The sequence below is a fragment of the Actinomadura sp. NBRC 104412 genome, from assembly GCF_030269515.1.
Classification (GTDB): Bacteria; Actinomycetota; Actinomycetes; order Streptosporangiales; family Streptosporangiaceae; genus Spirillospora.
Genome location: NZ_BSTM01000038.1, coordinates 14993 through 41514, shown reverse-complemented (window position 1 = coordinate 41514; position 26522 = coordinate 14993). Strand labels below are relative to the sequence as shown.

Sequence of the window (26522 nt, the reverse complement as noted above, 5' to 3'; positions counted from 1 at the left end):
TGCTTACGCGGTTCGTGCTTACGCGTTCCTGCCCGCCGCCTAGTTCAACTGGACGGTTCCCGTGACGTCGGCGGCCAGGCGGAGCTGGTCACCGTCGCGGAGGGGGGCCTCCACGCCGCGGGGGAGCCGTTCACCGTTGACGAACGTGCCGTTGGTGGAGCCCTCGTCTCGGACCCAGGCGGCGCCGGACGGGTCGAGCCACACCGTCGAGTGACGCCGCGACACGTTGTCGTACTGCGTGAACGTGGACGCCACCGGGGACTGCCCCGCGTCGCGGCCCAGCACGAGATGCTGCCCGACCGACACCTTCAGCTCCCCGGAGGGGAACTGCACCCGCAGGACGGGCGTGCCCTGCTGCGGCAGAGGGCGCAGGCAGGAGTCGCACTGCGCCTGGTTCGGGTTGGTCAGCACCGCCTCGCAGTACGGGCACATGAACGCCGTGCTGTCGGGGCCCGGACGCTGCTGGCCCTGCGGACCCGGCGGGACGTCCGGCGGCAGCAGCGTCGCCTCCCTGCCGTGCGGTGGCGGCGGCATGGGCGGCCGCTGCTCGGCCTGGTGGGACGGCCCCCCGTACGGAGGGTTGTCCCCTGGCTGGCCATAGGGCGGCGGGGGTGCGTACTGCTGCTGTTGCTGGTCGGGCATCCGCCCCTGCTGCTGGCCCCATTGGTCCTGGGACGGCGGCGGGGGAGGGGGAGCGGCCCACGGGTCCTGCTGCCCCTGCTGCCCGCCCTGTGGCGGCGGAGGCGGGGGCGCGTACTGCTGCTGGCCGCCGCCCTGTGGCGGTTGCTGCCCGCCCTGGGGCTGCTGCTGGTACGGCGGGGGAGCAGCCCAGCCACCCTCCTGCCCCTGGCCGCCTTGCTGCCCGGCTCCGGGACCCGGCTGGGGCGCGCCCCATGGGTCCTGCGACATCGGCGGGGGCTGTTGCTGCTGCGCCGCCTCACCGTACTGCTGCTGGGGGTCGCCGTACGAAGGTTGCTGAGGCTGGCCACCGTACTGCGGCTCGGGGGCACCGTACTGGGGCTCCGGCGCCGCGTGCTGCCCGCCCGGCTGGCGCTGGCCCTGACCGTACTGCCCCTGCTGGGCCTGCTGCTGGCCCTGCTGCTGGCCGTAGGGGGAGTCGCCGAACTGGGGCATGTCCGGGTAGGGCATCTGCTGGTAGCCGGGCTGCTGGCCCTGCTGCCCCTGCCCTTGGCGGTAGGGGTCGTAGGGCTGCTGCCCGGGCGGCTGCGGCGGCCCGGGGGGAGGCTGGTTCCGCGGCTGGCCTCCGGCGCGCGCCAGATTGGCCCCGCAGCTCAAGCAGACGAGATCTCCCTGCTGGAAGGGCTCGTCACAGACAGGGCATTTCAAGGTCGCCATGACACTTCCCCCGCTCGTACCCCGGCGCGCTCCAGCGTCGATGTGAGGTGTTGCATGTCACCTCTCCGCGGGATCCCGATGTAGTACACCCGCCTTCCCTCCGGCCCCTCGTCCACGGAAACCTGCACTCGAGGCCCTGTGTCTTCCTGTTCGTCGTCGGTGCCGGCATCCGCCCCGTAGCGCTCCTCCCCCAGCGGGGACAGCGGCACGAGACGCTGGTTGGCCGACCCCCTCCAGAGTAGAGAGCCGCTGGGGACCTGTCGCCTCTTCGGGTTGAGCCGGTCGATGTACGGCCCCGCGACGATCGCGTCACACCCCTCCAGGATCTCGCGCGCCTCGGCGGAACGCGAGAGCCGAGAGTAGACATATCCGCTGTAGACCAGAATGTCCAATGGAATCGTCTCATGGTGCGACTCGTCCCGCCACCTGCGGATACCGCGCACCAGCGCGGCCACCGCCTCGGGCTGCTGGAAGGGCTCCCCGCCGGAGATGGTCACGCCCTCCACCGGGCCGGGCAACGACGCCAGCCATCCCAGCACCGCCTCCACCGGCACCGCCTTGCCGGGATCGGCCTCCCACGTGTCCCGTGACAGGCACCCGGGACAGTGCAGCGTGCACCCCTGCGTCCAGATGCCCGCCCGGATCCCCGGGCCGAGCGTGGTCACCGGGTAGTGCGCCTTGGCCAGCAGCAGCCCCGTCCCGCTCACTGAAGGTCCAGGTGAACGATGCTGCCCTCCCGCCTGATGGCGGTGACGGAGATCTCCTCGTCCGGCTTCAGCTCGCGGTCGAACAGCGCGCGCGCCAAGGGGTTGACGAAGTACGACTCCAGGGCCATCCCGATCCCGCGCCCGCCCTTGTCCAGCTCGGCCGTGCACCACTCGCGCAGCGTCGCCAGCGGCTCGCTCTTCACCGTCAGCACCAGCCGGTGCTCCTCGTTGACCCGGCGGCAGATGTTGGCCAGTTGCAGGTCGAAGATCTTCTGCGCCGCCTCCGGGCCGATGAAGTCGAACACCACGATGTTGTCACCGAACCGGTTGAGCAGCTCGGGCCGGTTCAGCACCTCGGTGAAGTGGTCGGCCACCGCGCCCTTGATGCGCTGCTCGATCTCGTCGTAGGGCATCCCGGGGGCGATGTTCCGGATCCGCAGGGGCGCCACGCCGGTGCCCGGGTCGGGGCGCGCCGTGATGTCGTCGCCGAGCACGTACATCCCCAGGTTCGAGGTGAAGATGAGGATCGACTCGGAGAAGTGCACGGTGTTGCCGCGCCCGTCGGTCAGCCGGCCGTCCTCCAGGATCTGGAGGAACTTGTCCAGGATCCGCGGATGCGCCTTCTCGATCTCGTCGAACAGGATCACCCGGAACGGGTCCTCGCGCACCGCGTTGGTCAGCTCGCCGCCCGCCTCGTGCCCCACGTACCCGGGCGGCGACCCGATGAGCCGGTCGCCGGACCCCTCGCCGGAGAACTCGCTCATGTCGAACCGCAGGTACGCGCCCTCGTCCCCGAACACCAGCTCGGTGATCGCCTTGGCCAGCTCGGTCTTGCCGGTGCCGGTCGGGCCGGCGAAGAACAGCACCCCGCGCGGCCGGCTGCCCGACCGGGTCGCCTGCGCCCCGGACAGGCCCAGCACCGCCCGCTTGAGGATGTCCAGGGTCTTGGTCACCGCCTGCGGCTGGCCGATCACCCGTTCGGGGACGCGGCGCTCGCCCTCCAGCACCCGCCGCCGCAGGTGGCCGCGGCTCCAGGGGTTGTCGAGGACGCCCAGCTTGTAGGTGCGCACCGCGTCCGGCAGGTCGGCCAGGTCGACGTTGCGCTCCTTCGCCAGCCGGGTCACCTCGATCATCGATTGCAGGGTGAGCCCGTCGGCCTGCTCGGCGAAGGCGTCGCAGGCCGCGGCGGCGACCTGGTCGTCGCCCACGTCGCTCACCCCGAACGCCCTGGCCAGCAGCCGCGCCGTCTCCTGCCGGTCGCCCAGGTGCGGCCGCGGGATCGTGATCTCCCGGATGTTCTCGTTGTCGGCGGTCAGCCAGGGCGGCAGGTCGCCGGGCCGCTCGACCAGCCAGACGATCGGGTTGTAGAGCGGCTTGGGACGCGCGCCCACCACCCGTACCGGACGGGCGGTGCGCGACAGCTTCGCGCAGAACCGGAAGAAGTCGCGCTCGGCCGGCTCCAGGTCGGTCGGCGTCCGCGCGATCCTGGACGCGGAGTCGATGACGAACGCGGCGCGCACGTTCTCCGAGGGACGCGCGACCGACGCCAGGTGCCGCGTCAACGCCTCCAGCGACGGCTTGTCTGTATATCCCTGGGGGGACGACCCCCCAGACCCCCGGGCAGAATGAGAACCGGCATTCCTCGCTTCGCTGCGGATGCCGGTCCGCTTCCCCAGCAGCCGTTCCGCCGCCCGCGCCGCCTCCTCGGAGATCTCGTCGCCGTTGTCGGGGTAGATCTGCAAGCCGTCGACCGGGTCGTACACCACCATGCAGGAGAACCCGCTGGACCGCAGCGACTCCCAGAGCAGGTCGCGCAGCGTCAGCAGCCGGGCCGGGCCCGTGCCCTCAAGGGGAGGGGCGAGGAAGCTGTCGTACAGATTGCCCGACAGCACGTACTGGGAGTGAACGGACAGCGTGGCGTCCAGCTCCCGGATGAACGGCGGCCAGCCGGGCAACCGGCCCCCCAGGGTCGGCGACTCGACGCTCACACGCTCGTCCCCCTCGGCACTCTCGTCTCATGGCCGGCCCCCGTCTGGCTGGCAGTCACTTGTCACGCTCCCGGCGCCGCTCGCGTTGTTCGGTACGCGTCCTGGCCTGTGCGCTACCAGTGTGCCGTGACCTGTCGCTGACCGGCAGCTCCCGTACCCCCGGCGCCTGCCGCCAGGTGACCTGCGAGCGTATCCCCGCTTCCTCCAGCCGTGCCCTGGCGGCCTCGAACGCCTCGCACCACTCCTGCTCGCGCTCGACGTCCAGCCGCCGGTCGTCCTCGCTGAGCGCGGGGCTGGTCCGCACCATCGCCGCCCGCACGGCGCCCTCGTCCACCCGCATGCGGACGCTGTGGTCGGGCCACGAGCCCCGGGACAGCACGACCTCCCCGTCTCCCGCGGTCAGCGTCTCGAACCCGCTCTGCACCTCATATCCCATCTCCTGGAACGCGGAGGTGATGGAGTCGAGGACGTACCGCCGCTCGGCCTCGGCCTGCTCGGCGGCGTCCCGCTCCGCCGCGCGGCGCCGCATCTCCTCACGCAGTTCGGCGGCGCGGCGGTTCGCGGATTGGACGCGCAGCCGCACCTCGGTCAGCGCGCCCTCCGCCTCTTCCGTGGACAAGGCGGAGGAGAGCAGCCGCGCGGCCTCCACCACGTCCTTGCGCTCCTCTTCCGGGACGTCGGGCAGCAGCCGTCCCAGGACGCGTTCGAGCGTCCGCAGCGCCTCCTGGCGCGTCTCCTCGTCGGCCTGCGGGGACACCGGGGCGCCCAGGTCCGAGCGCAGCCCCTCGCCCTGCCCGGGGACGGCGAAGATCTCGTCGGCGACCTGCGCCGCGAGGTGCTCCGACAGCGCGCGCTCGGCCCGGTCGAGCTCCTTGTCCGTCGCGGTGCACCAGGCGGTCAGCTCGCCGACGGGCCGCTCGTCGTCCAGCCGCAGCGGCGCGGGCAGCTCCACCTCGGCGCCGAGCTTGGCGCGCGTCTCGGCCATGGCGGCGATCCGCGCGTTGCGTTCCACCGCCTGGCGCAGCGCTTGCTCGTACGACTCCGCCTCGGCCAGCGCCGCCGCCCGCGCCTCGGCACGCCCGGCCGCGAGCGCCGCCAGCGCCTCCGCGCCGCGTCCAGCCAGCCCGGCGGTGCGCCCCAGCACCCGGTTCAGGCCCAGGGTGAGGACGACCGCGGCGTCCAGCGCGATGTCGGCCTCCACGCCGCTGCTCATGACGTCCCCTCCAATGCCCGCCGCCGCGTCTCCGTATGCCCCTGCCTCCACCGATGAAGCCGGACGCCCGCCGCCACCGCGTGCGCCGCCGCGGCGGCGACCATCAGGAGCAGCCACAGCAGGCTCCCCACCGAGGTCACCGCCGCCATCAGCATCAGGATCAGCAGCAGCGGCACCGTCCCGGCGAGCAGCAGCAGGCCGCAGCCGCGCCGTCCCGTCCGCTGCGCCGCTCCGGACACCGTCTGGGACGCCTTGGCCAGCCCGCGGCCACTCGCACCCAGCAAACGCGACAGCCACGTCCAGGGTCCATACGGCAAGTAGTCACGTCCTTGCGTGCGAGCGAGCATCACTTCACTCGCGCACTGCACACCCCAGGTGAGGAGCGAGAACACCACCAGGACACCCAGCGGCACGCCCGACGCCCCTTGGAAGCCGCCCACCGCACTCGTGCCGTCGCCGTCGCCGCCCCCGAAGAGCGCTCCGACGACCCAGCTTCCGAAGAGCCAGAAGGCCAGGAGCGGAAGGGACCAGGCCACCGCCCGAGCCAAGGACTTGCCGCGCCCGGCCAGGCGCTGCCGTTCGCGCTCCTCCCATTGGACGCGCAGCTCCTGCGCACGCTGCTCGGCGGCGCGGCGGTCCCGTACCGAAGCCTCGACTTCGATGACCGCTTCTGGGGCGGACCTGGCGACGGCGAGAAGACGCAGAGGGTCGTCCCCAGCTCCGTCCGCGATCCACTCGAACCAGTCCACTCGTTGCGTCACCGACGCGCGTGCGCGTGCCGCCGCCTCCGCGATGCGTTCCCGCGTCTCCGCCGGACGTGCGGCCAGGGCCAGCAGGGTCAGCAACAGGGTCGGCGGATCGTCTGCAGGAGGGGGAGGGCCGCCCGCAACGGCGGCCCCGCCCGCGCGCGTACCCGCCTCTGGCAGACGCGCGGCGAGCCCTGGAGGCGTGGCCTCGTGCTCGCGCAGCCAGCGCACGAGCACATTCCACGCCTCCACGTGGGCACGCCACTGGTCGTCGATGCGCGCCAGGTCATGGCCGCCCTCGGAACCGGCCAGGACGTGCAGCAGATGCTCGTCCCACAGGTCCCGGCCGATGAGGCAGGCGGTGCGGTGGTCGGGGTGGCGGGGATCACCGGCCAGGGCGGCCAGGGTGGGCAGGTCGTCGGCGGTGACGCGGCGGCCCAGATGGTGCGGGGGCAGGGTGGGATCGAGCCACCGCACCAGATGCATCAGCTTCACATCGGGCTTCAACGAGGTGGCGAGGTAGCCGTCGATCAGGCCGATGCGGGTGTCGTCCGGTATCTCGGCGAGCCATTCGCGCAGGGTGCGCCATGCCTCCCCGGACTCGCCGCGGCCGAAGAAGTACATGGCCGCGTGGTCCCAGTGCTCGATGAGCGCGCGGGCCAGCTCGGCACGGTCGTTGTAACGGTGGCCGTTGAAAGGCAGCCCCGCGCCGGGGGGCGCGCTCGCGGTGCTCGCGCTCGCGGCCCCCGATTCCTCGGCCACCGCAGGGGTTCCGCCGCGCAGCCATTCCGTCACCTGCTCGCCCGTCCACCGGCGGCGCGGGTCCCGGGTGAGCAGGCCCCGGCACAGCAGCCGCACCCGCGGATCGGCGACATCGTCGGACGGCACCGCCCTGGTCGCCAGGTGGTCGACCACCGTCGTCTCGCTCAGCCCCGCGAACGGCGGCCGTCCCGTGGCCAGCTCCCGGACGATCATCCCCAGCGACCACCAGTCGCGCGCCGGCGACACCTGCCCCGACAGCGACTCCGGCGCCGCGTACGCCAGCGTCCGGGACGACGAGGCGAACACCACGCTCTGGTCGAGCACCTTGCTCAAGCCGAAGTCGGCGATCGCCAGATGCAGCGGATCCGCGCCGAGCACCAGCACGTTCTCCGGTTTCAGGTCGCGGTGCACGATCCCGGCCCGGTGCAGAGCGACCAGCCCGTCCGCGAGCTGCTCCACGACACGGGTCACGTCCAGCTCGGTTCGGGCCATCAGCGCGCGCAGGTTGCCTCCGGCCGCGTACTCCGAGACCTCGTAGTCGCGCCCCTCCGCCTGCCCCGTCTCCAGGATCCGCAGGACGTGCGGCGACCCCAGCTCCGGCAGCTTGGCCCATACGTCCCGGTCGGCCCGGTAGCCCTGCCGGAACACCTTCACGACGTACTCGCCGCCCGCCGCGTCCCGCACCAGCAGCAGGTCGGATTCGGCACCCTGCACCGGCAGCTCGGCCACCACCGCGAACCGTTCCGCCAGCGCTCCCGGCAGCCGCAGCAGGGGTCCGCCGCTTCCGGCGCCGCCGTCCCGCCGCGTCCGCCCGGGGTCCTCGCGCGGCCCGGGTACGTACGGATCGCGGCGCGTCACCCCGGGCTCGCGCCGGGTCGCCCGCGGCGGAACCCCCGGCTCCTCGAAGTCGCTCACAGCACTGCCCGCCCGTGTGTCGCCGCCGCTAGCTCTTGTCCTTGATGGCCCGCAGGTAGTCGGCCTGCTTGAACCGCACCACCACGGCCTCCATGAAGATCCGGACCAGCAGCAGCTCGAACAGCCAGACCAGCGGGCTCGCCACCGCCAGGATCAGCCCCCAGGCCCACCAGTCGTCCCAGGTCGCGACCCACAGCCCGAAACCCATGAGGATCACGCACTGCAAGGTGATCAGGAGCAGGCCCAGCACGTACCACAGCTTGACCAGCTTCGGCGTGATCAGATGGTCGAAGTCGGCGTCGAACAGCGCCCCGAACAGCCCCTTGTCCGTCCGTGGCGGTGGCGGCGCCCACTCCTCCCGCCGTGGTGCCCACTCGCCCTGCTGTGGCGTCCGCTCCTCCTGGCCCGGCCCGCCGCTCAGCGGTCCCGCGCCGGCGTCCGGTACGGGACCGGGCGCCCGCGGCTCCGGGACGCGCCCGGGATGCGGCCGGGGCGGCGGCCCGAAGGAACCGGGGCCCTGACCATGATCCGGAGGGTTAGCCATAGCCGTCGTCTCCTGGCACTAGAACGGACCTATCCCCAGACTCTAGAACCTGGCGTCCCCCGGCACCCGGCATGACCATCGGCGAGCGTCTCCGGTCGCGCGGGGCGACGGGCGCCGTCGATCACCCGCCGCGAGGCGGTCGCCGCCCGGGTTAACGGGTTTCGGGTGCATATCGCCTCCGCGCTCGGACGATTATCTGGCGGTTTTGGAAGGTCATCCGGGAATGGGTGGCATGCGGCATGGGCGAGTGGATGGCGGGTGACCTGGCGCCGTCCCGCGCGGGATCCGTGCGTTAGAGACGTTCTCCCGGCGCGATAGTGGACGATTCAACCACCGTTATTCACTGATCAAGATCGTTTGACTCGGAGGTCATCACGCTCGTCAGCGCACGCTTATTGTGTGATCACAGAATGATGGTCGTGTGGTGGCGGTGCGTGGCCCGGGGCGAGGGCGCAAGATCGGCAGCGACCGCCCGACTTCCGCCTTAGGTTCTGCGTCTCCCCAGATCAGAAGCCAGGTGCGCGGCAGATCAAAGAGCGCGAACTTTGTGTGAACTCAATGCGCGCCGGATGCGTCGGATCTTTATGATTCGGCCGGCCCGGCCATCACGGGGGATCCGATCGAAATTGGATCTTGAACGGGAGTGCGACGGCCGGCCGCCGGCCGGCGCGTTCTCCTAAGGGGGCCGCGCTGTGCCGAAAGCACGCCGTGACTCGTGGGGACATGGAGAGGATCGGCCCGTTGAGGCCCAGGCATCGTGTGGAGCGCCCGTGACGATGGTCCTGCTCGCCGGCGATATCCCGGGCACCGGAATCTGCCGCGATATCGCCGCTCACCGCATCGCTGTCGACGCGCCGAATTCCGAGGTCACCGGGACTTTCCTCGACCTCGTCGCGCACGGGCTCGAGCACGGCGGCGCCGTCGTGGTGCTCTACCCGTCCTGGGCCGGGGACGGCCCGCGCAGGCTGGTCCGCCTCGCCCGCGGGGCGATGCTCACCGACCGGATCGCCGCGCTGCCCCTGGACCTCCCGCCGCTCGCGCTCTCGGTGGTCGCCGACCAGCTCGCGTTCGTGGCGCCGCACGTCGACCCCGGAACGCTGGCGAGCCTGGGCCACACGCTGCGCCAGGAGATCTGCGCGGGAGCGTGGGTCAACAGCGTCTCCCGGCTGGAGAACGTCCCGGCGGGGCTCGGCGCCCACCTCTCCTCCTACCTTCCGGGGCAGGGCTTCTCGGTGTGCGCGGTGCCCGTGCCCGAGGTGCACCGGATCACCTCGTCCAAGCCCGTCCAGGACATCGGCCGCCTGCCGCCCGGCCCCGTGCTCGTCGTGGCCAGCCAGGCCGGGGGCGACGTCGACTGGTTGCGGCGCGGCCTCCAGCCCGCGGTCGGCGCGGCATCGGTCATGCTCACCGGTGAGCAGCCGCTCGGCGCCACGTACTGGGGCACGAAGAAGTACGTCGAGTACGTCGCCTTCAGCGCTCATGCCCAGGCGCTGCACATGACGTTGCGGCGGCTGCCGCGCGACCGCTGCTCATGGTGCGGGGCCTCGGCGATCCTCGAGACGTGCTTCTTCTGCGGCATGACCCCGCCGAAGCAGGCACCCCCGCCGCCCACGCCACCGGCACCGGCCGCCCCGCCGCCCGTGGCGGCTCCAGGCCCGCACCGGGTCAACGGCCGTTTCGTCCAGGCGAACGGCGGGGCACCGGTGCGCGAGGTCGTGCCGCCGGCCGCCCCCGTCCCGCTCCCCCCGCCGCAGGCCCGTCCGCCGGACGGGGTGGCCCGATCGCCCGGCGAGCGCCTGTCGCGTGAACGGGATCCCACCGGGGCCGCCGCTCCACCGGGTCCCGTTCCACCGGGTCCCGTTCCACCGGGTCCCGTTCCACCGCCCGCTCCCGCGCAGCCGCTCCCCGCACTGTCACCGGCTCCCGCACCGCCACCCGCCCCGAGATCACCGGACGGCCGCAATGACAAGCCTCCCATCACCCGCCCGGCGAACGACCGATCTCCCGAGGTCCTGTTCGCGCCCACCCCGCCGCCTGTCCCCGGACGGCCCGGCCGTCTCCCTGACCGGCGTGACCCCTGAAACCCCCACGTCCGTGAGTCGAGAGGTGGAGTCACCATGAACCCGCGCCAGCGACGCGGAGTGTTGCTCATGATCCTGGCCGCACTCGGCGCGGTCTTCGTCTTCGTCAGCGTGGTCGGCTATGTCGGTTCGGTCCGGGCCGAGGTCGGGCAGATGACCGAGGTCCTCCAGTTCAGCCGGCCGGTCAAGGCGTTCACGCCGATCGACGCGAGCATGCTCCGCAAGACCAGGATCCCGGTGAAGTGGGCGACCGGCTCGATGCTGACCGACCCCAAGCAGGCCACCGGGAAGAACACCGTCACCGACGTCGCGGCGAACGCCTACGTCGACCGGGGCATGCTCGTGGACCGGCCGGTCCTGCGTCCCGGGCAGCGCGAGATCGCGAGCCTGATCAACGCGGAGACCGGGGTCGCGGGCCAGGTGCGGCCCGGGATGAGGGTCGACATCTACGCCGCGTTCCAGGAGCAGCAGCAGAACCGGCAGCAGGCATGCGCCCTGCGGATCATCAGCAACGCCCTGGTCAAGGAGGTCGGCCGGCTCAGGAGCCAGCGGGGCGACAACGCCAACGAGGTCGACCAGGTCGTGCCGATCACGTTCGTGCTCAGCGCCGAGGACAGCCTGAAGCTGACCCACGCCGAGAGCTTCGCCGAAGAGGTGCGGCTCGCGCTGATCGGCCGGCAGGGCGAGCCCGTCAGCCCGCGGCTCGGCCCGATCTGCAAGGCGAACCCGTCGAATCCCGCGGCCTAGTCGAACCAGGTGGTCTCATGACTGTCCGAATCCTGCTGGGGGTGAGCGACCCGCGGCTGGTCGCCCATCTGCGGGCCAAGCTCGACGAGATCGCCGACATCGAGGTGGTCGCGGTCGAGCGGTCGTCCAGCGACGTGATGGGCGCGGTCGCCGGCATCCCCGGCATCGACGTCCTGCTGATCGACCAGGAGATCGCCGGGCTGCCGGCCCCGGACCTCGTCCGCGACCTCACCCGGCGCCACCCGCAGTTGGGGCTGATCCTGATCAGCGCCGACCAGTCCGCCGAAACCTACGACCAGGCGATGTCGGCCGGTGCCCGCGGGGTGATCACCCGCGAGCCGTCGCTGTCGGAACTGCAGAACCGGATCGAGGCCGCGGCCGAGTGGTCGGTCAGCGTGCGGCGGCACATCGATCCCGCGCGGCTGTCGGCCTCGCCGGACCGGCTCGGCCGGCTGGTGGCGGTGGCCGGGGCCAAGGGCGGCACCGGCACCACGACGCTCGCCGTCCACCTGGCCAACGCGGCGCTGTCCGCCCGGCAGACCGTCTGCCTGGTCGACATGGACCTGCAGAAGGGCGACATCCCGAGCTTCCTGGACGTCACGCACCGGCGCAGCATCGCCGACCTGGTCGGCGCGGCCGACGAGCTGGACGGCTCGATCCTGGCCGAGGCGCTGTACATCCATCCGGACGGGCTGCACGCGCTGCTCGCCCCCGCCGAAGGCGAGCGGTCGGACGAGATCACGGCCAAGGCGGCGCGGCAGATCCTGGCGGCCCTGCGGTCCCGGTACGACCTGGTCGTCGTCGACTGCGGCGCGTTCCTCACCGACGGCAGCGCGATGTCCCTGGAGATCGCCGACCAGGTGCTGGTGACCGCCACGCCCGACCTGCCGTCGCTGCGCGCCGTCAAGCGGTTCGCCGCGCTGTGCGAGCGGCTCAACCTGCGCAAGTCCGACGACCTGGCGGTGGTCCTCGTCCGGCACGACCGCAGGAACGAGGTGCAGCCCGACTTCGCGCGCAAGGTGCTGGGCCTGCGCCTGCTCAGGACCGGGATCCCCGCGGCGTTCCGGGGCCTGGAGGAGGCCGCCAACACCGGCTCCCCGAAGGCCGTGGACCACTCCGCGTTCCGCAAGGCGATCGGACAGGTGGCGCTCGAGACGGGGATCATCGACCAGCAGGCGTTCGCCGTGACGGGCGGGCGCAAGGCCGGCAGGGCCAAGGGGGACAGGGGCGACCGGGGCGTCGCGCTCACCGAGTTCGCCGGGATCTTCCCGATGATCGTGTTCCTGATCCTGCTGGTGTGGGAGATCGCCCTGGTCGGCCTCACATCCATGTTCACCAGCCATGCCGCCAACGAGGCCGCGCGCGCCGTGGCCGTGCTGGGCTACGACACCCCGCAGGCGCGGGCCGAGGTCCGGCGCAGGACGGTGCAGCGCGTCCCGTCGCCGTGGAAGCCCGACAGGCACCTGCGTATCAAGGTCGTCGACGGCTACGCCAGGGTCAGCATCGACACCCCGGCCATCCTCGCGTCCTGGCACGTCCCGTACGAGCTGAGCGCGGAGTCGAAGATCGTATGGGAGGGCCGGTCATGAGCCGCGGCGCCGGGACGGGCCGCCGCGCGGCCGACCGCGGGAGCGTCAGCCTGGAGTTCGCCGGGATCCTGCCGAGCGTGCTGACGGTCATCTTCGTCTGCCTGGAGTTCCTGCTGGTCGCGTACACCGTCGAGCGGGTGGAGAACGCCGCGCGGACGGGGGCGCGCGTCGCCGCCCAGCGGCAGGACGCCGGGGCGTGCCGCAGCGCCGCGATGCAGGCCATGCCGGGCTGGCTGAACGAGAAGAAGGTCTACGCCTCCACCGAGGACGGCGGGGTGGTGTGCCGCGTGCACGCCCGCGTGCCCGTCCTCGCCAAGGGCATTCCGCTGGATTTCGCCATGGACCGCACGGTCACGATGCCGATGGGATGAGGGATGGGACTCAGGGATCGGCTTGAGCAGGACCGCGCCGTTCAGCGCCGCGACACGGCGCAGGGCGTGTCGCAGTGGCGCGCGCGGCTGCTGGAGGAGGTCAATCTCGACGAGATGGCCGCGCTCGACCTGCCGCAGCGCCGGGCCCGGCTGGAGAAGGTCACCGACCACATCATCAGCCGCGAGGGCCCGGTCCTGTCGGCCCGCGAGCGCGCGGCGCTGATCCGCCGGGTCGTGGACGAGGCGCTGGGACTGGGCGTCCTGGAGCCGCTGCTGGCCGACCCGAGCGTCACCGAGATCATGGTGAACGGCCCGGACGACATCTACGTGGAGCGGGCCGGCCGGGTGCACCGGATCGACACCACCTTCGCCAGCGACGAGCAGCTCTACCAGACCATCGACCGGATCGTCGCGCAGGTGAACCGGCGGGTGGACGAGTCCAGCCCGATGGTGGACGCCCGGCTGCCCAGCGGGGAGCGGGTGAACGTCATCATCCCGCCGCTGTCGCTGGTCGGGCCCGTGCTGACGATCCGCCGGTTCCCGCGTTCGTTCACCATCGCCGAGCTGGTGCGGATGGGCAGCGTGGACCCCGCCGCCGGCCTGCTGCTGGAGGAGTTCGTCAAGGCCAGGCTGAACGTGGTGATCTCCGGCGGCACGGGCACCGGCAAGACCACGATGCTGAACGCCCTGTCGGCGTTCGTGCCGAGCTGGGAGCGCATCATCACGATCGAGGACTCGGCCGAGCTGCGGCTCCAGCAGGAGCATGTGATCTCACTGGAGTCCCGGCCGCCCAACATCGAGGGCAGCGGCCAGATCACCATCCGCGACCTGGTGCGCAACTCGCTGCGGATGCGTCCCGACCGGATCATCGTCGGCGAGGTCAGGGGGCCCGAGACCGTCGACATGCTCCAGGCGATGAACACCGGTCACGAGGGGTCCATGGTCACCGTGCACGCCAACTCGGCCGACGACGCGATCTACCGGTTGCAGACCCTCGCCAGCATGAGCGAGGTCAAGCTGCCCTTCGAGACCATCCGCGACCAGATCAACAGCGCGATCGACGTGATCGTCCATCTGAACCGGGGGGCGGACGGCTCCCGCAGGATCGGGGAGATCGCCGTGGTCGCGTCCCAGCGGCAGGAGGAGTTCCGGCTCCAGCCGGTCTACCTGTTCGAACCCGAGCCGCTGACCGCCGACCGCGTCGTCCGGGGCCGCGGCCTGCGCTTCGGGCTTCCGGACAAGCTCCGCCACCGCCTCTTCGCCGCCGGGCTCGACGTGCCCGAGGCGTTCCGGACGCGGGAGGCGCCGACGACCGCCGAGGGGGCTTCACGATGACCATCCCGTTGCAAATCATCCTGGTCTGCCTGGCCGCCGTGCTCGCCCTGGGGACCTGGGGCCTGTACGAGTACGTCCGCGGCCTGGCGCAGCGCAGGGTGCTCACCGCACGCGGCGCGCTGGACGACACCGAGCGGGCCGCGAACAGCGTCATGACCAGGATGGACGCCGCCCTGCGCAAAACCGAGCTGGGCAAGGCCGTCAACCGGCGGATCGTGGCGTCCGGATCGCGGATGAAGGTCTCCACGTTCCTGCTGCTGGCGGTCTGCGGCGGCGGCGCCGCGGTGTTCGTCATCGGCTCCTGGATGGCGCCGGTCTTCGGCGTCGCGGCGGCGGGCGGCGTGGTGTTCCTGCTGCTGGCGTACCTGCGCCGCAAGGAGGACCGCCGAAGGGAGGAGTTCGTGGCCCAGCTACCCGAGCTGGCCCGCGTCCTGTCCAACGCGACCAGCGCGGGGCTGGTGATGCGGACCGCGCTGGCGCTGGCCGCCGAGGAGCTGGACGACCCGGCGCGCGGCGAGCTCAAGCGCACGGCCGACGCGCTGAGGCTGGGCCAGCCGATCGACCAGGCCCTGCACGAGCTGGGGGAGCGGATGCCCTCCAGGGAGCTCGCGGTGCTGGTGTCCACGCTCATCGTCTCCGCGAGGGCGGGCGGCTCGCTGGTCACCGCGCTGCGGACGATCGCCGGGACCCTTGAGGAGCGCAAGGAGATCAACCGGCAGGTCAAAACGATCATGGGCGAGGTCGTCGTCACCAACTACGCGGTCGGCGCGATGGGCGTGGGCGGCCTGGTGATGCTGAACATGATTCTTCCCGGCTCGCTGCGGGCGATGAGCGAGAACCTGGTCGGCCAGGTCATCCTCGGGCTGGCCGCGGTCGCCTTCACGCTCAGCGTGGTCATCATCCGCCGGCTGACGAGGGTGGAGGTCTGAGCATGCTTCCCGTCTACCTCATGGGGTCCGGTGCCGCGCTGTGCGTCGTGCTCGGGATGTGGGGCCTGCGGCTGGCCCGCGCCGAGGAGCAGGTCGCCGCGTCCGCGGTCACCGTCGTGCCCAAGCGCAAGAGCGACCTGTCGGTGTTCATCCGGCTCGCCGACCGGCTCGGCGCGCCGCTGGCCAGGGCGGTGCGGGAGCTGCTCGCCCCGCAGCGCGAGAAGATCGTCAAGCGGATCGAGGCGGCGGGCGCCCCCGGCGGGATGACCTACGAGTCCTACTGCCGGCAGTCCGCCGGGTTCGTGGTGATGTTCGGGATCCCCAGCGCGCTGCTGCTCCTCCAGGGACAGATCCTGTTCGGCGCCGTCTGCATGCTCGGCGCGCTCCAGCACGAGGGCGTGATCCGGGCGCGGGTGCGCAAGCGGCAGGACGAGATCCAGCGCAGCATGCCCGACTTCCTGGACGTCCTGTCGGTGACCGTGGCGGCCGGGCTGAGCTTCCGGCACGCGCTCGAACGGGTCGCCGACAGCATGCCGGGTGCGCTGGCCGCGGAGTTCATGACCGCGCTGCGGCAGATGGACCTGGGGACGCCGCGCCGCCAGGCGTTCGAGGACCTGCGCGCCCGCAACGACTCCGAGGCCGTCAGCCAGTTCGTCACCGCGATCCTCCAGGCCGAGGAACTGGGCGCGCCGCTGTCCAGCACGCTGAACGACATCGCCACGGACATGCGGCGCGAGGCGGCGCAGTGGGCCAAGCAGCGGGCGCAGAAGGTCTCGCCCCAGATCACGGCGGTGACCGCGTTCCTGGTGCTGCCCGCGCTGCTGGCGGTCATGGCGGGGGCGATGTTCATCGGCACGAACGGAGGGGGTCTGGGTGGGTTCACCGGTCCATGACGGTCTTCCGCCATACGAGCGGATGCTCGAGGAGCGCATCGGGGGCGCGTTCTCTCTGCTGATGCAGGTGCGGATGCTGATCGCGGCCATCACCCTGGGCCTGGTCCCATCCAGCAGCCTGGAGCTCAAGCTGGTCGTCCTGGTCGCGATCGTCCTGCTCGTCTCGTGGCAGGCCGCCAGGCGCCGGCGCACCATCGTGCCCTGGCTGCTGCGCAGCCCCGGCTGGCTGATCATCGATGTCGGGCTGTCGTTCGTCGTCCTGGCCATCGGCGGCAGCTCCGGCCCGTTCCTGCTGGCCACCGTGGTCACCGCGGCCATCGCCGGGCTGCTGTACGGATGGCGGGGAATGATGATCTCCGCCGTGCAGGTGGCCGGCTACTACACGGCATTCCTGCTGACCGTGGACCGGGTCGGCACCGACCTGGCCACGTTCCAGACCGTGCTCGGGCAGCCGGTCTACTACCCCCTGGTCGGCTACGCGGGGGTGGCGCTGCGGCGCCTGTTCGAGCAGCAGGTGGCCGAGGCGCGCGCCCGGACCCGCGCCGAGGCGATGGCGGCCGCCGCCGAGGAGCGGGGACGCCTGGCCAGGGAGATGCACGACTCGCTCGCCAAGACCTTGAGCGGCATCGCGATGGCGGCGACGGCCCTGCCCCTGTGGGTCACCAAGGACACCGACCGCGCCGCCCGGGAGGCCGCCGAGCTGGCGGCCGCCACCGCGATCGCGTCCAGGGAGGCCCGCAGCCTGCTGAACGAGATGCGTTCCGACAACCTCACCCGGCCGCTGCCCGAGGCGCTGCGCGAGGTCGTCGACCGCTGGGCGGAGTCCAGCGGCCTGCGCGTGGAGTGCGAGCTCCGCCAGGACGTCGACATGTCCCTGCGCGCCCGTTACGAGGTGCTGTCGATCCTGTCCGAGGTGCTGTCCAACGTCGAACGGCACGCGGAGGCGAGCGCCGTGGAGGTGCGGCTCGACAGGCAAGACGACACAGACGGCGGCATGGCCGTCCTCACCATCCGGGACGACGGCAGGGGCTTCCGGGTGGAGAGCCTCGAACACCTCGTCCGCGCGGGCCACTACGGCCTCGTCGGCCTGCACGAGCGCGCCGAGCGGGTCGGCGGCACGGTCGAGGTCGGCTCGGTGCCGGGCGCGGGCACCACCGTGCGGGTCCGGCTGCCCGTCCGGGAACTCGACAGCACATCCGGATCCACGCTCGCGGAGGTGGGTTGAGATGACCGAACTCAGAGTCCTCATCGCCGACGACAACCCGGTGGTCCGCGCCGGCCTGTGCTCCATGCTGGAGGCCGCCGGCATCCGGGTCGTGGCGCAGGTCGGCGACGGCCGCAGCGCGATCGAGACCGCCGAGCGGCTGCGTCCCGACCTGGCGCTGCTGGACGTGCGGATGCCGCTGGTCAACGGGATGGACGCGGCCGCCGAGATCTCCCGGCACACCCGGGTGCTGATGCTGACCTACACCGACGCCCCCGACGTGATCCGCACGGCGCTCGCCAACGGGGCCTCGGGCTATCTCGTCCACGACACGTTCTCGCCCGAGGAGCTGCTGAACGCGGTGAACGAGGTGGCCAACGGCGGCAATCCGCTCTCGCCGGCCGTCGCCAGTTTCCTGGTGGCCGCACTCCGGCAGCAGGGCGCGCCATCGGGGAACGGGGACGCGAACGGCGGGACGGGCGGTTCCAAGCACGAGCGGGAGCACGTGCCGGCCGTGCGCGGCATGCCGTCCGAGGTGGTCCCGGAAGGGTACGTGACGCCACGGCGGCCCGGAGGCCCCGGAGGGACGGCGGCCGAGGTGGCGGGGGCCCAATGGCTGTCGGCCCGTGAGCACGAGGTCATGGAACTGGTCAGCCAGGGATGCTCCAACGGTGAGATCGCCAAGCGCCTCTTCCTGGCCGAGAAGACCGTGAAGAACCACATCAACCGCATCTACGCCAAGCTGGCGGTCACCAACCGCGGCGCGGCCATCGCGCGCTGGCTGGGCACCGCGCGGGACGCCGAGGGCCCGGCGGCGGGCCCAGGGCCGGGTCCGGCGGCGGGCCCAACGGCAGGGCCCCAGGCCCCAACGAGGAATGGCCGCTGAATTGGGTTTGTGGACCCTGTGCGGTCCGGTCGCCTCTCCGTACATTTTCGTTGAACCGAGAAACGGGAGGCACCGAAATGAATAAGCTCATCCCCCTGTACGTGACCGCTTCGCTGTTCCTGCAGGACCGCGTCGAGACCTACGTCGAGAAGCGCAAGGACTTCGACCGCGGCGCCAGCTTCTTCGAGTACGCCGCCCTGATCGCCGTGATCGCCGGCATGATCGGCGTGTGGCACAACTTCAACCTGGGCGAGAAGATCACCTCGAAGCTCGGCCCGATTCTCGACAAGCTCAAGTAATCGGTCCCGGGCAGCGCACGAGCAAGATCAACGGAAGGGCGGCCGCGCGGCCGCCCTTCGTTGATTCCTCCACCATGACACAGATTTCTCCGGTTGGGTCCGTGGACCCTTCCGCGTGCGCCGCTTCCGGGCACTACGCTCGTACCGTCCACGTGTTCGGACGATGGAGTGGAGATCTACGTGCGAACGAGTCCGGTGGTGCTGACGCTCGGTGCGTTCTCGATGCTCGCGGCCGGCTGCATCGCTCCGAGTGAAGGGGACGACCCCCAAGGGTCCTCAAAAGCAACGCAGATTCCGGCGGGCAGGCCAGGTAAGGACGACAGGCGCGCCATCGCCTCGACGACGAGCTTTCTCGATCCGAAGGTCCGGGTCGATCTGGTCGGGCTCAACCGCTTCGGTGGAGAACATGTGGTCGTCCAGTTGAGGCTCACCAACGGCGGCTCGGAGTCGTTCACGGCCGATCGCGCGGTACAGGACATCGCCGTGCCCAGGGATTCCCCCGAAGGCCGGAACCAGGCGTCCGGAATAGGGCTCATCGACGCCCCCGCGCGCCGGGTCCTGCTGCCCTATCGGGGCGGCGGCAAATGCGCCTGCACATCCAATCTCTTCGCCGGTGAGAGCGCCGTGCTCACCGCGGGCGAGACGGCGACCTACTACGCGGTGGTCCCGGCCCCCTCGGGCAACGCCAGGACCACCACGGTCTTCACCACCGACACCGCCCCCATGGCGAACGTCCCGATCAGCGACGAACCTCCGGTGGCGCCGCCCGGCCAGGCGATCCCCGTCCCCACACCGGACCTCAAGGCGGTGAGCCACGCCATCACCTCGTCCACCGAGGCACTGGACGACACCGACGAGACCCACGACGACGGCAGGAACCTGCGGGTCAACCTCCGCTCGGACGTGCTGTTCGCGTTGAACAAGGCCGAGCTGACCCCCAAGGCGCAGTCGATCCTCAAGGCCACCGCCCGGCGGATCGACGCCTCGCCCGCCACCACGGTCAAGGTCGAGGGGCACGCCGACAACTCCGGCAACGACGCCATCAACGACCCGCTCTCGCAGCGGCGCGCCGACACGGTCGCCAAGGCCCTGCAAGGGATGGTCACCCGTTCCGGGGTCGGCTTCCAGCCGAAGGGGTACGGCTCCAAACGTCCCGAGTACAACAACGAGTCCGCGGAGGGACGGCGCCGCAACCGCCGGGTGACGGTCATCTTCGCGCGGCCGAAGCCGCCCGAGCGGGCCCCGGCCCCCGCCGCCCCCGCGGGACGGTCCGGCCCGGTCAGCCAGAACGTGGGAGGGCAGCCGTTCACCGCGCAGGTCACCGGCCTCAAGCCCCTCGGCAACGGGCTGGGCCTGCTCACCTACCGCGTGACCAACAACGGCACCACGGCCGCGGCCGCCGGCGACCTGAAGTACGGCGAGGGCTGGCTGAACCTCGTCCAGTTCTTCGCCAACAACGCCCATGTCATCGACACGACGGCCGGTCGCCGCTACCAGGCCGCGACCTACCCCATCGACGTCCCGGGCGACAACTCGGTCGCGTGCCTGTGCTCACCGACCGCGGGCACCTGGGCCGGCGAGGACAGCATCCAGCCCCGCGCCAGCCTCGACTACTGGGCGGTCGTGCAGCTCCCCACCGGCACCGCGCCGCTCAGCGTGCAACTGGGCAAGTTCCCGCGCATCCAGGGCGTGGGCGCGGGCTGACCCCCGCCTCGCCGCTCCACCCTCGCGATGACCGGTGCCGGGCCACCCGCCCGCCACCGGCCATCGATGTCAGCGGGGAAAGCGCCACCCGTAGAAAACGCTCGTGAGACGCGGCACCACCCGAGGCCCGCCGCCACGACACGGCCGACCTCGCGCGCCACCAGCTCCGCGGACGCACCCCCACCGCGCGCCGACAGAGGGCACTGGGACCCGGCCGTCACCGGCCCTTGAATGGCAGTTTGCCGGTCGGATTGGCGCGCAGCTTGTCGATGGTGAGCAGCCTGCTGTAGACGCGGTGTCACGTGGGGCTCGTCGTCGCGACACGGCTGGCCTCGTGCGCCGCGAGCTTCGCGGACGCGTGCCCACCGCGTCCCTGCGGTGACAGAAGGCGCTCGGGCGCGGCGAGCCGGACGCGGCCGTCACCGGCCCTTAAATGGCAGCTCGCCGGTCGGATAGGCGCGCAGCTCGTTGATGGTGAATAGCTGGCCGTAGACGCGGTGTCACGCGGGGTCCGTCGCCGTGACACGGCTGGCTTCGTGCGCCCACAGCTTCGCGGACGCGCCCTCACTGCGCGCCGACAGGGGGCGCTGGGATGCGGCTGTCACCGGCCCTTGAACGGCAGCTTGCTGGGTGGATAGGCGCGCAGCTCGTTGATGGTGAATAGCTGGCCGTAGACGCGGTGTCACGCGGGGTCCGTCGCCGTGACACGGCTGGCCTCGCGCTTCATGAGCTTCGCGGACGTGCCCCACCGCGTCCCGGCGAATAGGGCGCTCGGGCGCGGCGAGCCGGACGCGGCCGTCACCGGCCCTTGAATGGCAGCTTGCTGGGTGGATAGGCGCGCAGCTCGTCGATGGTGAACAGTCGGCCGTGGTCGTCGTCGACGATCAGATGCCAGTGTTCCGAGGCGGCCTCGACGACCTCCATCGCCAGCGCCTCGCTGGGACCGGCCAGCTCCAGGGCGACCAGGCTGCGCGCCGTCGCGCCCAGCTTCTCGTCGTACCGCACCCACTGCTCGACGTCGACGTCGGGCACCAGATCGGGATCCACCAGGACGGAGACATGGGCCTGGCCGCGGCTGAGCTGCCCGTTGTACCACTCGGTGGGGCGGCGCAGCCCGCCCATCCGCTCGATCACGTCCAGGAACCGCTCGGGATCGATGACCGTGTCGGACACCAGCAGAATCTTGGAACCCATCGCTCCTCCGGCACGCCGCCGTCCCCGCTCAGATGTTCTCTCCCAGGCCCCGAAGGTAGCGTTTGAGCTCGCCCTCGTTGCGGACCACCGTGATGCCCTGCGACGCGTACTCCTTCACCTGCGCGTAGGTCCATTTCGGCGCGTACACGACGATGGACTTGCCGGAGGGGTTGATCCGCGGATCGGACAGGCGGCTTTTCACCTGGGTCGCCTTGTTGGCGTTCGTGCCGTTGGACACCTCGATGATCGCCTTGTTGGTCTCGATGTCGATCTGGCCCAGGCGGCCGCCGGCGGGGTTGTCGATCCCCCGGTCGAAGTCGCGCACGATGCCGCGGATCGCCTTGGCGGTCTTGGCCTCCAGCCGGTCGTCGGGGCTGGACGAGCGCGCCTTGTGGTCGATCTTGTCGTCGACGAGCTTGTTGCGGATCGCGTCCACCTCGCGCTGGGCCTGGTTCGCGGCGTCCTTGTTGGCCTGCGTCGGGTTCTTGCGCGCGGCCTCGCGGGCGGCGTCGGCGTTGGCCTGGAGCCGTTGGACGAGCCGGTCGGCGTCGTCGAACCTGCCCGCCTTACTGGCGGCCTCGATGTCCTTCTTGAGCTGCGCGCGCTCCACCGCGCGCTGGGCGGCGTCGCGGGCCTGCTGCGCGTCGGAGGCGTTCTTGCACGGCTCCTCGGGCGCGGTGGCCGCGGCACCGGCGGCCACGGCCACACCGCCGAGCCTGCCGAAGAGCGCACCGCCGCCGGTAGGCCGCGGCGGGCCGAGCGAGATGGCCTTGCACCCCGCGCGCCTGGCCTCCTCCCGTGCCTCGTCGGCCTTGCGGCGAGCCTCCTCGGCCGCCTTGCGGGCGCCGTCGAGGTCGCCGGAGTCCGCCAGCCGTTTCGCCTTGGCCGCGGCCTCCTGGGCCTCTCTGGCGAGCTTGCTCACCTTGCCGGCGGAACCGGCGATCTTGCCTAGCTTGCCGAGTTTGCCGACCTTGCCGGCGGCCTTGCCGATGTTGACGTACGGGATCGCCCAGGAGCCGATGTTCCAGATGAGGCGTCCGCCGACGCCCCAGTAGTCGCCCTTGTCCCAGAGGTCCTGGGTCTCGTCGTCCCAGACCAGTTGCTTGGCGGCGTCGATCGGGTTCTCGACGATGTACGTGACCGCGTCGACGATGGCGGACGGGTCCTTGACGAGGTCGATGATGCCGGTGACGTCGTCCACGACGGCGTCGCCGATCTGGTAGACGGTGCTCCACGGTCCCTTGAGGAAGTTGAACGGGCCCCAGTCGGAGCCGTCGTCCCCGTCACCGTCCCCGTCGTCGCCGCCCTGCTCGTTCCCGGTCCGGTCGTCCCCTGCCCGGGGGTCGCCGCCGTCGCCGCCGCAGTCGGAGCCGCCGAACGCCTTGCAGATGATGGCGCCGGTTTTGGCCGTGACCGTCTGCGGGATATTGGCGAGGAACATCGCCGTGATGATGCCGCTGACCACCGCGAGCAGCGCCGCATATTCATAGAATGACGCACCGCGGTCGCCCCGCCCTTGGGCGGCTCTCGTCCAAAAGCCCACCACGCCGGTCAACCTCCGCGTCGATCCCCCCGACCGTGCGAGAGTAAGGGGCGGCGACTAACGAAGGGATGGGTCCAGGGGCCTAACAAGGGGGCCTAGTGCGGGCCTAATTCGAGAAGGCCGCCGTAATTCCCGACCATCGCGGTGTACGGTTGGGCCAAAGGGCAACGACGCGGATTCCGTGATCCGCTGACAGTGGCCGAGGAGCCGGGGAGGGCGTGATGCCGAAAAGCGTGCGGACCACCCGGACTTTGATGTTCGTGGTCGCCGGGCTCACCTTTCTGACCACGCTGGGATTCCTGGCGGCGGTGGGGATGAGCGCCGAGACCCTCGGAACGGCGATCTGGTACACGCTCCCGGGCGTGCTGAGCCTGGTGCTGGCGCTGAGGATCCCCGGCGGCGGCACGCGGCTGCGCAGGGGGATCATCGCTCTGGAAATCTTTTACATCCTGCTGTCCTTGGGCCGGATCGGCCAGGGCGATCCGCAGGGCGTCGTCAACCTGATCATCCCGATCGTGCTGCTCGTGCTGCTCTTCCGGCCCGAGAGCAAGAGCCATTTCGCGGGGAGCGCTCCCGTGGGCGGCGCGGGCGGCTACTTCTGAGCCGCCTTCCCCTGGCCTGGGCCCCTGGTTGAGCCCGCGGACCCTGGGCGGACGGCCGGAGCGGGCCTACCTTTCCGGCATGAACGATTCCAGGGGCGGCCAGGCCGGCGTCCCGCCCGCGTGGGGGCCGGGCGGCGAGGCGGATGCCGCCGAGCGGCGGCGCGGCTGGCAGGACGAGCGCGCGGGCTCACTGGGGACGGGCTCGGCCTACCGGCCCGCCGTGCGTCCCCGAGCGGTGCGGGGCGCGGAGACGAAACTGGCGTGGGTTCCGCGCCCGGACGGCCGTTCCGCCCGGCCGGGAGCCCCGGCGGCGCGGCTGGTCACTTCCTGGGCGGCGGCACTGGCGGTCTGGTTCCTCGGGGTTCTGGTGACGGCGCGGCTGACGCCGCCCCCCGGAGTCGGCGGTGTCCCGGTCAGCGAGCTGGGGGACGCGCTCCGGGTCCACGTCCCCTGCCTTGTGACCAGCGTCCTCTGCGTTGTGGTCGCCGGCTTTTATCAAAGGGGTACCGGGCCGTTCCGGATGATCGCGCCGGCGTCCGTTCCGCCGCTGGCCGCGTCGGGCGGAGTGATCATTGGATTTCCGGTGGCGGCCCCCGGGCCGGCGGCGCTGGTGTACGTGACCGGGTCGGTACTGGGCGCGGCGCTGGGCCTGCTCATCGCCAATTGGTTCGGTGACGGCGACGGGAATCGGTGAGCGATTGGGCCCATGGGCCCTGTTCCAGATGATCGCCCAATTCTAGTCTTCCCGAAAGCGTTTGCGATCGTACCGGGGCGTCTCGACGGGGTTGGACGGATGTTTCAGTGGCGCAGGGCCGCGGGGTGTAGGGAGCACCGCGACAAAGGCGCGGGAACGACCATCATGGTGGCCGGAATCGCCCTGGTGATGAGTTTCGGCTCGGTGATGCTCTTCCGTGTCACGCACCTGAACGACCTGCGGACGCGGGCGCAGACGGGTGCGGACGCCGCGGCGCTCGGGGCCGTCGCGCCGCTCCGCGAGCACGCGGTCGACCTGGCGGTGCGGGGCATCCCGCCCGACTGGATCGGTTACTGGGCGACCGGCGCCGACGCCGGCGACGAGGCGCGGAAGTACGCCGCCAAGAACGACACGACGGTGGTCGGCGACGTCCGCCAGTCCCACATGCTGGGCCTCGTCGCGAAGGTGACCGTCGATACCACGGAGTGCCAGCTCAAGGACGACCGGGAGCTGACCCCTCAGGAGCGCAGGGACAAGGCGGCGGGCCGCGGCCTGTGCACCGACTCCTCCGGAGAGAAGGGCATCGGCCGCCGGGGCAGGGCCACCGCGATCGCCAAGGCGATCATTCCGGCCTGCACCTACGTCTGGATGCCGGGCGCCGGGACGCCCGACGGCGGCGGCTCGCCGATCCCGGCCGAGCTTCGCTGCGGCGGCAGCAAGGTGTGGCCCAACGTGAGCCGCGAGCGGGTCGGCAGGGTCTTCAAGCTCCGGCTGGTCGACAAGGAGGACCCCAACCCGTACACGGGCATGCCCTACGGGATGGGCCCCGCCGGGCCGCTGCCTCCGCCGGGCCCGCTGCCGCCGGGCACGCCCGAGCAGGTCAAGAGGGCGATCGCCTTCGCCATGGCGCAGCTCGGCACCTGGTACCAGTGGGGAGGCACCTGCACGGCGCCGAGCCGGGCGAGCGCCACCCCGTACAACTGCGACTGTTCCTCGCTGGTGCAGATGGCGTACCGGGCGGCGGGCATCGCGATCCCGCGTACGACCTACACGCAGTGGCCGTTCGTCCGCCACGTGTCCCCGGGTGCCGTGAAGGAGGGCGACCTGGTGTTCTTCGGGATGCCGCCACACCATGTGGGCCTGGTGGTGGACGCGAAGCGGCAGATCATGATCGAGGCGCCGCGCACGGGGCTGCGCGTGAGGTACGCCAACTACGCTGGCCGCAATCCGTCCGGGTTCGGGCGGCCGTACGACGACAGCAGGTGAGCCCGCCGTCAGCCGGGACGCGCGCGCCTGACCTCGACGGGATGGCAGAGACGTGAACAGCATGCTCGTCGCCTCGATCGCGGCGGTGGCCGGCCTGGCCGCCGGCTGGGCGCTGGCCCCGCAGGCCGAGCGGTACTGCGACGAGCTCACCACCGCGCGCCGGTGGACGGTCGCGGGTACCACGGCCGCCGTCTTCGCCGCGTTCGGGTGGCGGTTCGGCGCCTCGGCGGTGCTGCCCGCCTACCTCTACCTCGGCGCGGTCGGGACGCTGCTGGCGTTCATCGACCTTGAGGTGAAGCGCCTGCCCGACCGGTTCACGCTGACGTCCTACGTGGTGGGGCCCGTTCTCCTGGCCGGCGCGGCGCCTTTCGCCGACGACGGCGTCCAGCGTCTGGTGTACGCGCTCATCGGGATGGGCGTGCTGTGGGTCATCTACTTTCTCCAGCACTTCCTCCTGCCGCAGGCGATCGGCCGCGGCGACATGAAGCTGTCCGGCGTTTTGGGCCTCTACCTCGGCTGGCTCGGCGCGGACGCGTGGGTGACCGGCGTGGTCGCCGGTGCGATCCTCGGCGGGATCGTCGCCGTGGCGCTGGTCCTGGCCCGCCGTAGCTCCTGGAAGTCCGAGCTTCCCTACGGGCCGTTCATGCTGGCCGGCACCCTGATCGGCATCCTCTGGCCGGCCACCTGACGTCCGGCGCGGTCGCGGTCTCCCGTCCGGTCGCGTATCGGGCGGGGCCCAGGACCGGGGCACCACCGCACCGAGGTGTCTGGGCCCCCTGAGTGGGCCTCTGGGCTCTGTCGCGTGGGTCGTCGCGCGGTCACGCTGAGGCGATGAACGATGGACACCGCCGGGGCCGCGACACGGGGGCCTCGTTCTACGAGTACGTCGCCTTACTCGGGATCGTCGCGGGTGTCGCGGCCGTCGCGCTGACGGGCCTGCCCACGGCGGTGACC

Annotated in this window: 23 protein-coding genes; 15 read left to right on the top strand and 8 right to left on the bottom strand. The window is 71.5% G+C overall.

All coding sequences use genetic code 11. The features are described 5' to 3' along the window. Positions 1–39: 39 nt before the first annotated feature. From QSK21_RS31790 to QSK21_RS31765, 6 genes are read right to left on the bottom strand one after another with little or no spacing between them, the layout of a single operon-like run. Positions 40–1296 carry an FHA domain-containing protein gene (locus QSK21_RS31790; protein ID WP_285701228.1) on the bottom strand — a complete coding sequence of 419 codons (1257 nt, stop codon included), beginning with the start codon at positions 1294–1296 and terminating at the stop codon, positions 40–42. 47 nt (positions 1297–1343) lie between these two features. Further along, entirely contained in the window at positions 1344–2063 is a 720-nt protein-coding gene (locus QSK21_RS31785) for a 4Fe-4S single cluster domain-containing protein (protein ID WP_285701227.1), read from the bottom strand. Next, positions 2060–4051 (bottom strand): AAA family ATPase, encoded by a 1992-nt coding sequence (locus QSK21_RS31780; RefSeq protein ID WP_285701226.1) that lies wholly within the window; start codon positions 4049–4051, stop codon positions 2060–2062. Before QSK21_RS31780 ends, QSK21_RS31785 begins: the two co-directional genes overlap by 4 nt. Positions 4052–4106: 55 nt before the next feature. Next, positions 4107–5264, bottom strand: a complete 1158-nt coding sequence (locus QSK21_RS31775) for a response regulator receiver protein (RefSeq protein ID WP_285701225.1) — start codon at positions 5262–5264, stop codon at positions 4107–4109. Then, positions 5261–7687: a serine/threonine-protein kinase gene (locus QSK21_RS31770; protein WP_285701224.1), complete on the bottom strand. Its 2427-nt coding sequence runs from the start codon at positions 7685–7687 to the stop codon at positions 5261–5263. Before QSK21_RS31770 ends, QSK21_RS31775 begins: the two co-directional genes overlap by 4 nt. A 28-nt stretch (positions 7688–7715) precedes the next feature. After that, positions 7716–8231, bottom strand: a complete 516-nt coding sequence (locus QSK21_RS31765; RefSeq protein WP_285701223.1) for a DUF4282 domain-containing protein — start codon at positions 8229–8231, stop codon at positions 7716–7718. 770 nt (positions 8232–9001) lie between these two features. Between QSK21_RS31765 and QSK21_RS31760 the strand changes: the two genes are divergently transcribed. The 11 genes from QSK21_RS31760 (at position 9002) to QSK21_RS31710 (ending at position 20269) form a co-directional block, all read left to right on the top strand. Next, positions 9002–10312: a hypothetical protein gene (locus QSK21_RS31760; protein ID WP_285701222.1), complete on the top strand. Its 1311-nt coding sequence runs from the start codon at positions 9002–9004 to the stop codon at positions 10310–10312. Between the two features lie 69 nt (positions 10313–10381). Further along, a complete protein-coding gene (gene cpaB / locus QSK21_RS31755; RefSeq protein WP_285701221.1) occupies positions 10382–11059 on the top strand; it encodes a Flp pilus assembly protein CpaB in 678 nt (225 codons plus the stop codon). Between the two features lie 17 nt (positions 11060–11076). Next, positions 11077–12648 carry a CpaE/TadZ family protein gene (locus tag QSK21_RS31750; RefSeq protein WP_285701220.1) on the top strand — a complete coding sequence of 524 codons (1572 nt, stop codon included), beginning with the start codon at positions 11077–11079 and terminating at the stop codon, positions 12646–12648. Beyond that, on the top strand, positions 12645–13019 hold the full coding sequence (locus QSK21_RS31745) for a TadE/TadG family type IV pilus assembly protein (protein WP_285701219.1): 375 nt from the start codon (positions 12645–12647) through the stop codon (positions 13017–13019). The genes QSK21_RS31750 and QSK21_RS31745 overlap by 4 nt, the downstream gene beginning before the upstream one ends. 3 nt (positions 13020–13022) lie before the next feature. Continuing rightward, a complete protein-coding gene (locus QSK21_RS31740) occupies positions 13023–14354 on the top strand; it encodes a TadA family conjugal transfer-associated ATPase (RefSeq protein ID WP_285701218.1) in 1332 nt (443 codons plus the stop codon). Next, a complete protein-coding gene (locus tag QSK21_RS31735; protein ID WP_285701217.1) occupies positions 14351–15283 on the top strand; it encodes a type II secretion system F family protein in 933 nt (310 codons plus the stop codon). The genes QSK21_RS31740 and QSK21_RS31735 overlap by 4 nt, the downstream gene beginning before the upstream one ends. 2 nt (positions 15284–15285) lie before the next feature. Continuing rightward, entirely contained in the window at positions 15286–16176 is an 891-nt protein-coding gene (locus QSK21_RS31730) for a type II secretion system F family protein (RefSeq protein WP_285701216.1), read from the top strand. A gap of 22 nt (positions 16177–16198) precedes the next feature. Then, positions 16199–17401, top strand: coding sequence for a sensor histidine kinase (locus QSK21_RS31725; RefSeq protein WP_285701215.1), 1203 nt, complete (start codon positions 16199–16201; stop codon positions 17399–17401). Position 17402: 1 nt separating this feature from the next. Then, the gene (locus tag QSK21_RS31720; protein WP_285701214.1) at positions 17403–18266 is read left to right on the top strand and encodes a response regulator; all 864 of its coding nucleotides are present in this window, start codon (positions 17403–17405) and stop codon (positions 18264–18266) included. A 77-nt stretch (positions 18267–18343) separates the two neighbouring features. Next, entirely contained in the window at positions 18344–18565 is a 222-nt protein-coding gene (locus tag QSK21_RS31715) for a hypothetical protein (RefSeq protein ID WP_285701213.1), read from the top strand. A 180-nt stretch (positions 18566–18745) separates the two neighbouring features. Beyond that, the gene (locus tag QSK21_RS31710) at positions 18746–20269 is read left to right on the top strand and encodes an OmpA family protein (protein WP_285701212.1); all 1524 of its coding nucleotides are present in this window, start codon (positions 18746–18748) and stop codon (positions 20267–20269) included. A 798-nt stretch (positions 20270–21067) separates the two neighbouring features. Here QSK21_RS31710 and QSK21_RS31705 read toward each other — a convergent pair. Then, on the bottom strand, positions 21068–21463 hold the full coding sequence (locus QSK21_RS31705; protein WP_285701211.1) for a hypothetical protein: 396 nt from the start codon (positions 21461–21463) through the stop codon (positions 21068–21070). A 28-nt stretch (positions 21464–21491) separates the two neighbouring features. Further along, positions 21492–22904, bottom strand: coding sequence for a hypothetical protein (locus QSK21_RS31700; RefSeq protein ID WP_285701210.1), 1413 nt, complete (start codon positions 22902–22904; stop codon positions 21492–21494). A 323-nt stretch (positions 22905–23227) separates the two neighbouring features. Between QSK21_RS31700 and QSK21_RS31695 the strand changes: the two genes are divergently transcribed. The 4 genes from QSK21_RS31695 (at position 23228) to QSK21_RS31680 (ending at position 26256) form a co-directional block, all read left to right on the top strand. After that, entirely contained in the window at positions 23228–23608 is a 381-nt protein-coding gene (locus tag QSK21_RS31695; protein ID WP_285701209.1) for a hypothetical protein, read from the top strand. Positions 23609–23687: 79 nt separating this feature from the next. Then, entirely contained in the window at positions 23688–24302 is a 615-nt protein-coding gene (locus tag QSK21_RS31690) for a hypothetical protein (RefSeq protein ID WP_285701208.1), read from the top strand. A 12-nt stretch (positions 24303–24314) separates the two neighbouring features. Then, positions 24315–25568, top strand: coding sequence for a C40 family peptidase (locus QSK21_RS31685; protein WP_352231354.1), 1254 nt, complete (start codon positions 24315–24317; stop codon positions 25566–25568). Positions 25569–25629: 61 nt separating this feature from the next. Then, a complete protein-coding gene (locus tag QSK21_RS31680; RefSeq protein WP_285701247.1) occupies positions 25630–26256 on the top strand; it encodes a prepilin peptidase in 627 nt (208 codons plus the stop codon). Positions 26257–26522: the final 266 nt, after the last annotated feature.

What these genes read in the sequence shown, in the direction of transcription:
- QSK21_RS31690 (WP_285701208.1), top strand. Translation starts at nt 23,688, where the DNA reads ATGAACGATTCCAGGGGCGGCCAGGCCGGCGTCCCGCCCGCGTGGGGG.
- QSK21_RS31775 (WP_285701225.1), bottom strand. Translation starts at nt 5,264, where the DNA reads ATGAGCAGCGGCGTGGAGGCCGACATCGCGCTGGACGCCGCGGTCGTC.
- QSK21_RS31725 (WP_285701215.1), top strand. Translation starts at nt 16,199, where the DNA reads ATGCTCGAGGAGCGCATCGGGGGCGCGTTCTCTCTGCTGATGCAGGTG.
- cpaB (WP_285701221.1), top strand. Translation starts at nt 10,382, where the DNA reads ATGATCCTGGCCGCACTCGGCGCGGTCTTCGTCTTCGTCAGCGTGGTC.
- QSK21_RS31745 (WP_285701219.1), top strand. Translation starts at nt 12,645, where the DNA reads ATGAGCCGCGGCGCCGGGACGGGCCGCCGCGCGGCCGACCGCGGGAGC.
- QSK21_RS31705 (WP_285701211.1), bottom strand. Translation starts at nt 21,463, where the DNA reads ATGGGTTCCAAGATTCTGCTGGTGTCCGACACGGTCATCGATCCCGAG.
- QSK21_RS31740 (WP_285701218.1), top strand. Translation starts at nt 13,023, where the DNA reads ATGGGACTCAGGGATCGGCTTGAGCAGGACCGCGCCGTTCAGCGCCGC.
- QSK21_RS31680 (WP_285701247.1), top strand. Translation starts at nt 25,630, where the DNA reads ATGCTCGTCGCCTCGATCGCGGCGGTGGCCGGCCTGGCCGCCGGCTGG.
- QSK21_RS31735 (WP_285701217.1), top strand. Translation starts at nt 14,351, where the DNA reads ATGACCATCCCGTTGCAAATCATCCTGGTCTGCCTGGCCGCCGTGCTC.
- QSK21_RS31700 (WP_285701210.1), bottom strand. Translation starts at nt 22,904, where the DNA reads ATGTTCCTCGCCAATATCCCGCAGACGGTCACGGCCAAAACCGGCGCC.
- QSK21_RS31695 (WP_285701209.1), top strand. Translation starts at nt 23,228, where the DNA reads ATGCCGAAAAGCGTGCGGACCACCCGGACTTTGATGTTCGTGGTCGCC.
- QSK21_RS31750 (WP_285701220.1), top strand. Translation starts at nt 11,077, where the DNA reads ATGACTGTCCGAATCCTGCTGGGGGTGAGCGACCCGCGGCTGGTCGCC.
- QSK21_RS31730 (WP_285701216.1), top strand. Translation starts at nt 15,286, where the DNA reads ATGCTTCCCGTCTACCTCATGGGGTCCGGTGCCGCGCTGTGCGTCGTG.
- QSK21_RS31715 (WP_285701213.1), top strand. Translation starts at nt 18,344, where the DNA reads ATGAATAAGCTCATCCCCCTGTACGTGACCGCTTCGCTGTTCCTGCAG.
- QSK21_RS31765 (WP_285701223.1), bottom strand. Translation starts at nt 8,231, where the DNA reads ATGGCTAACCCTCCGGATCATGGTCAGGGCCCCGGTTCCTTCGGGCCG.
- QSK21_RS31720 (WP_285701214.1), top strand. Translation starts at nt 17,403, where the DNA reads ATGACCGAACTCAGAGTCCTCATCGCCGACGACAACCCGGTGGTCCGC.
- QSK21_RS31685 (WP_352231354.1), top strand. Translation starts at nt 24,315, where the DNA reads ATGGGCCCTGTTCCAGATGATCGCCCAATTCTAGTCTTCCCGAAAGCG.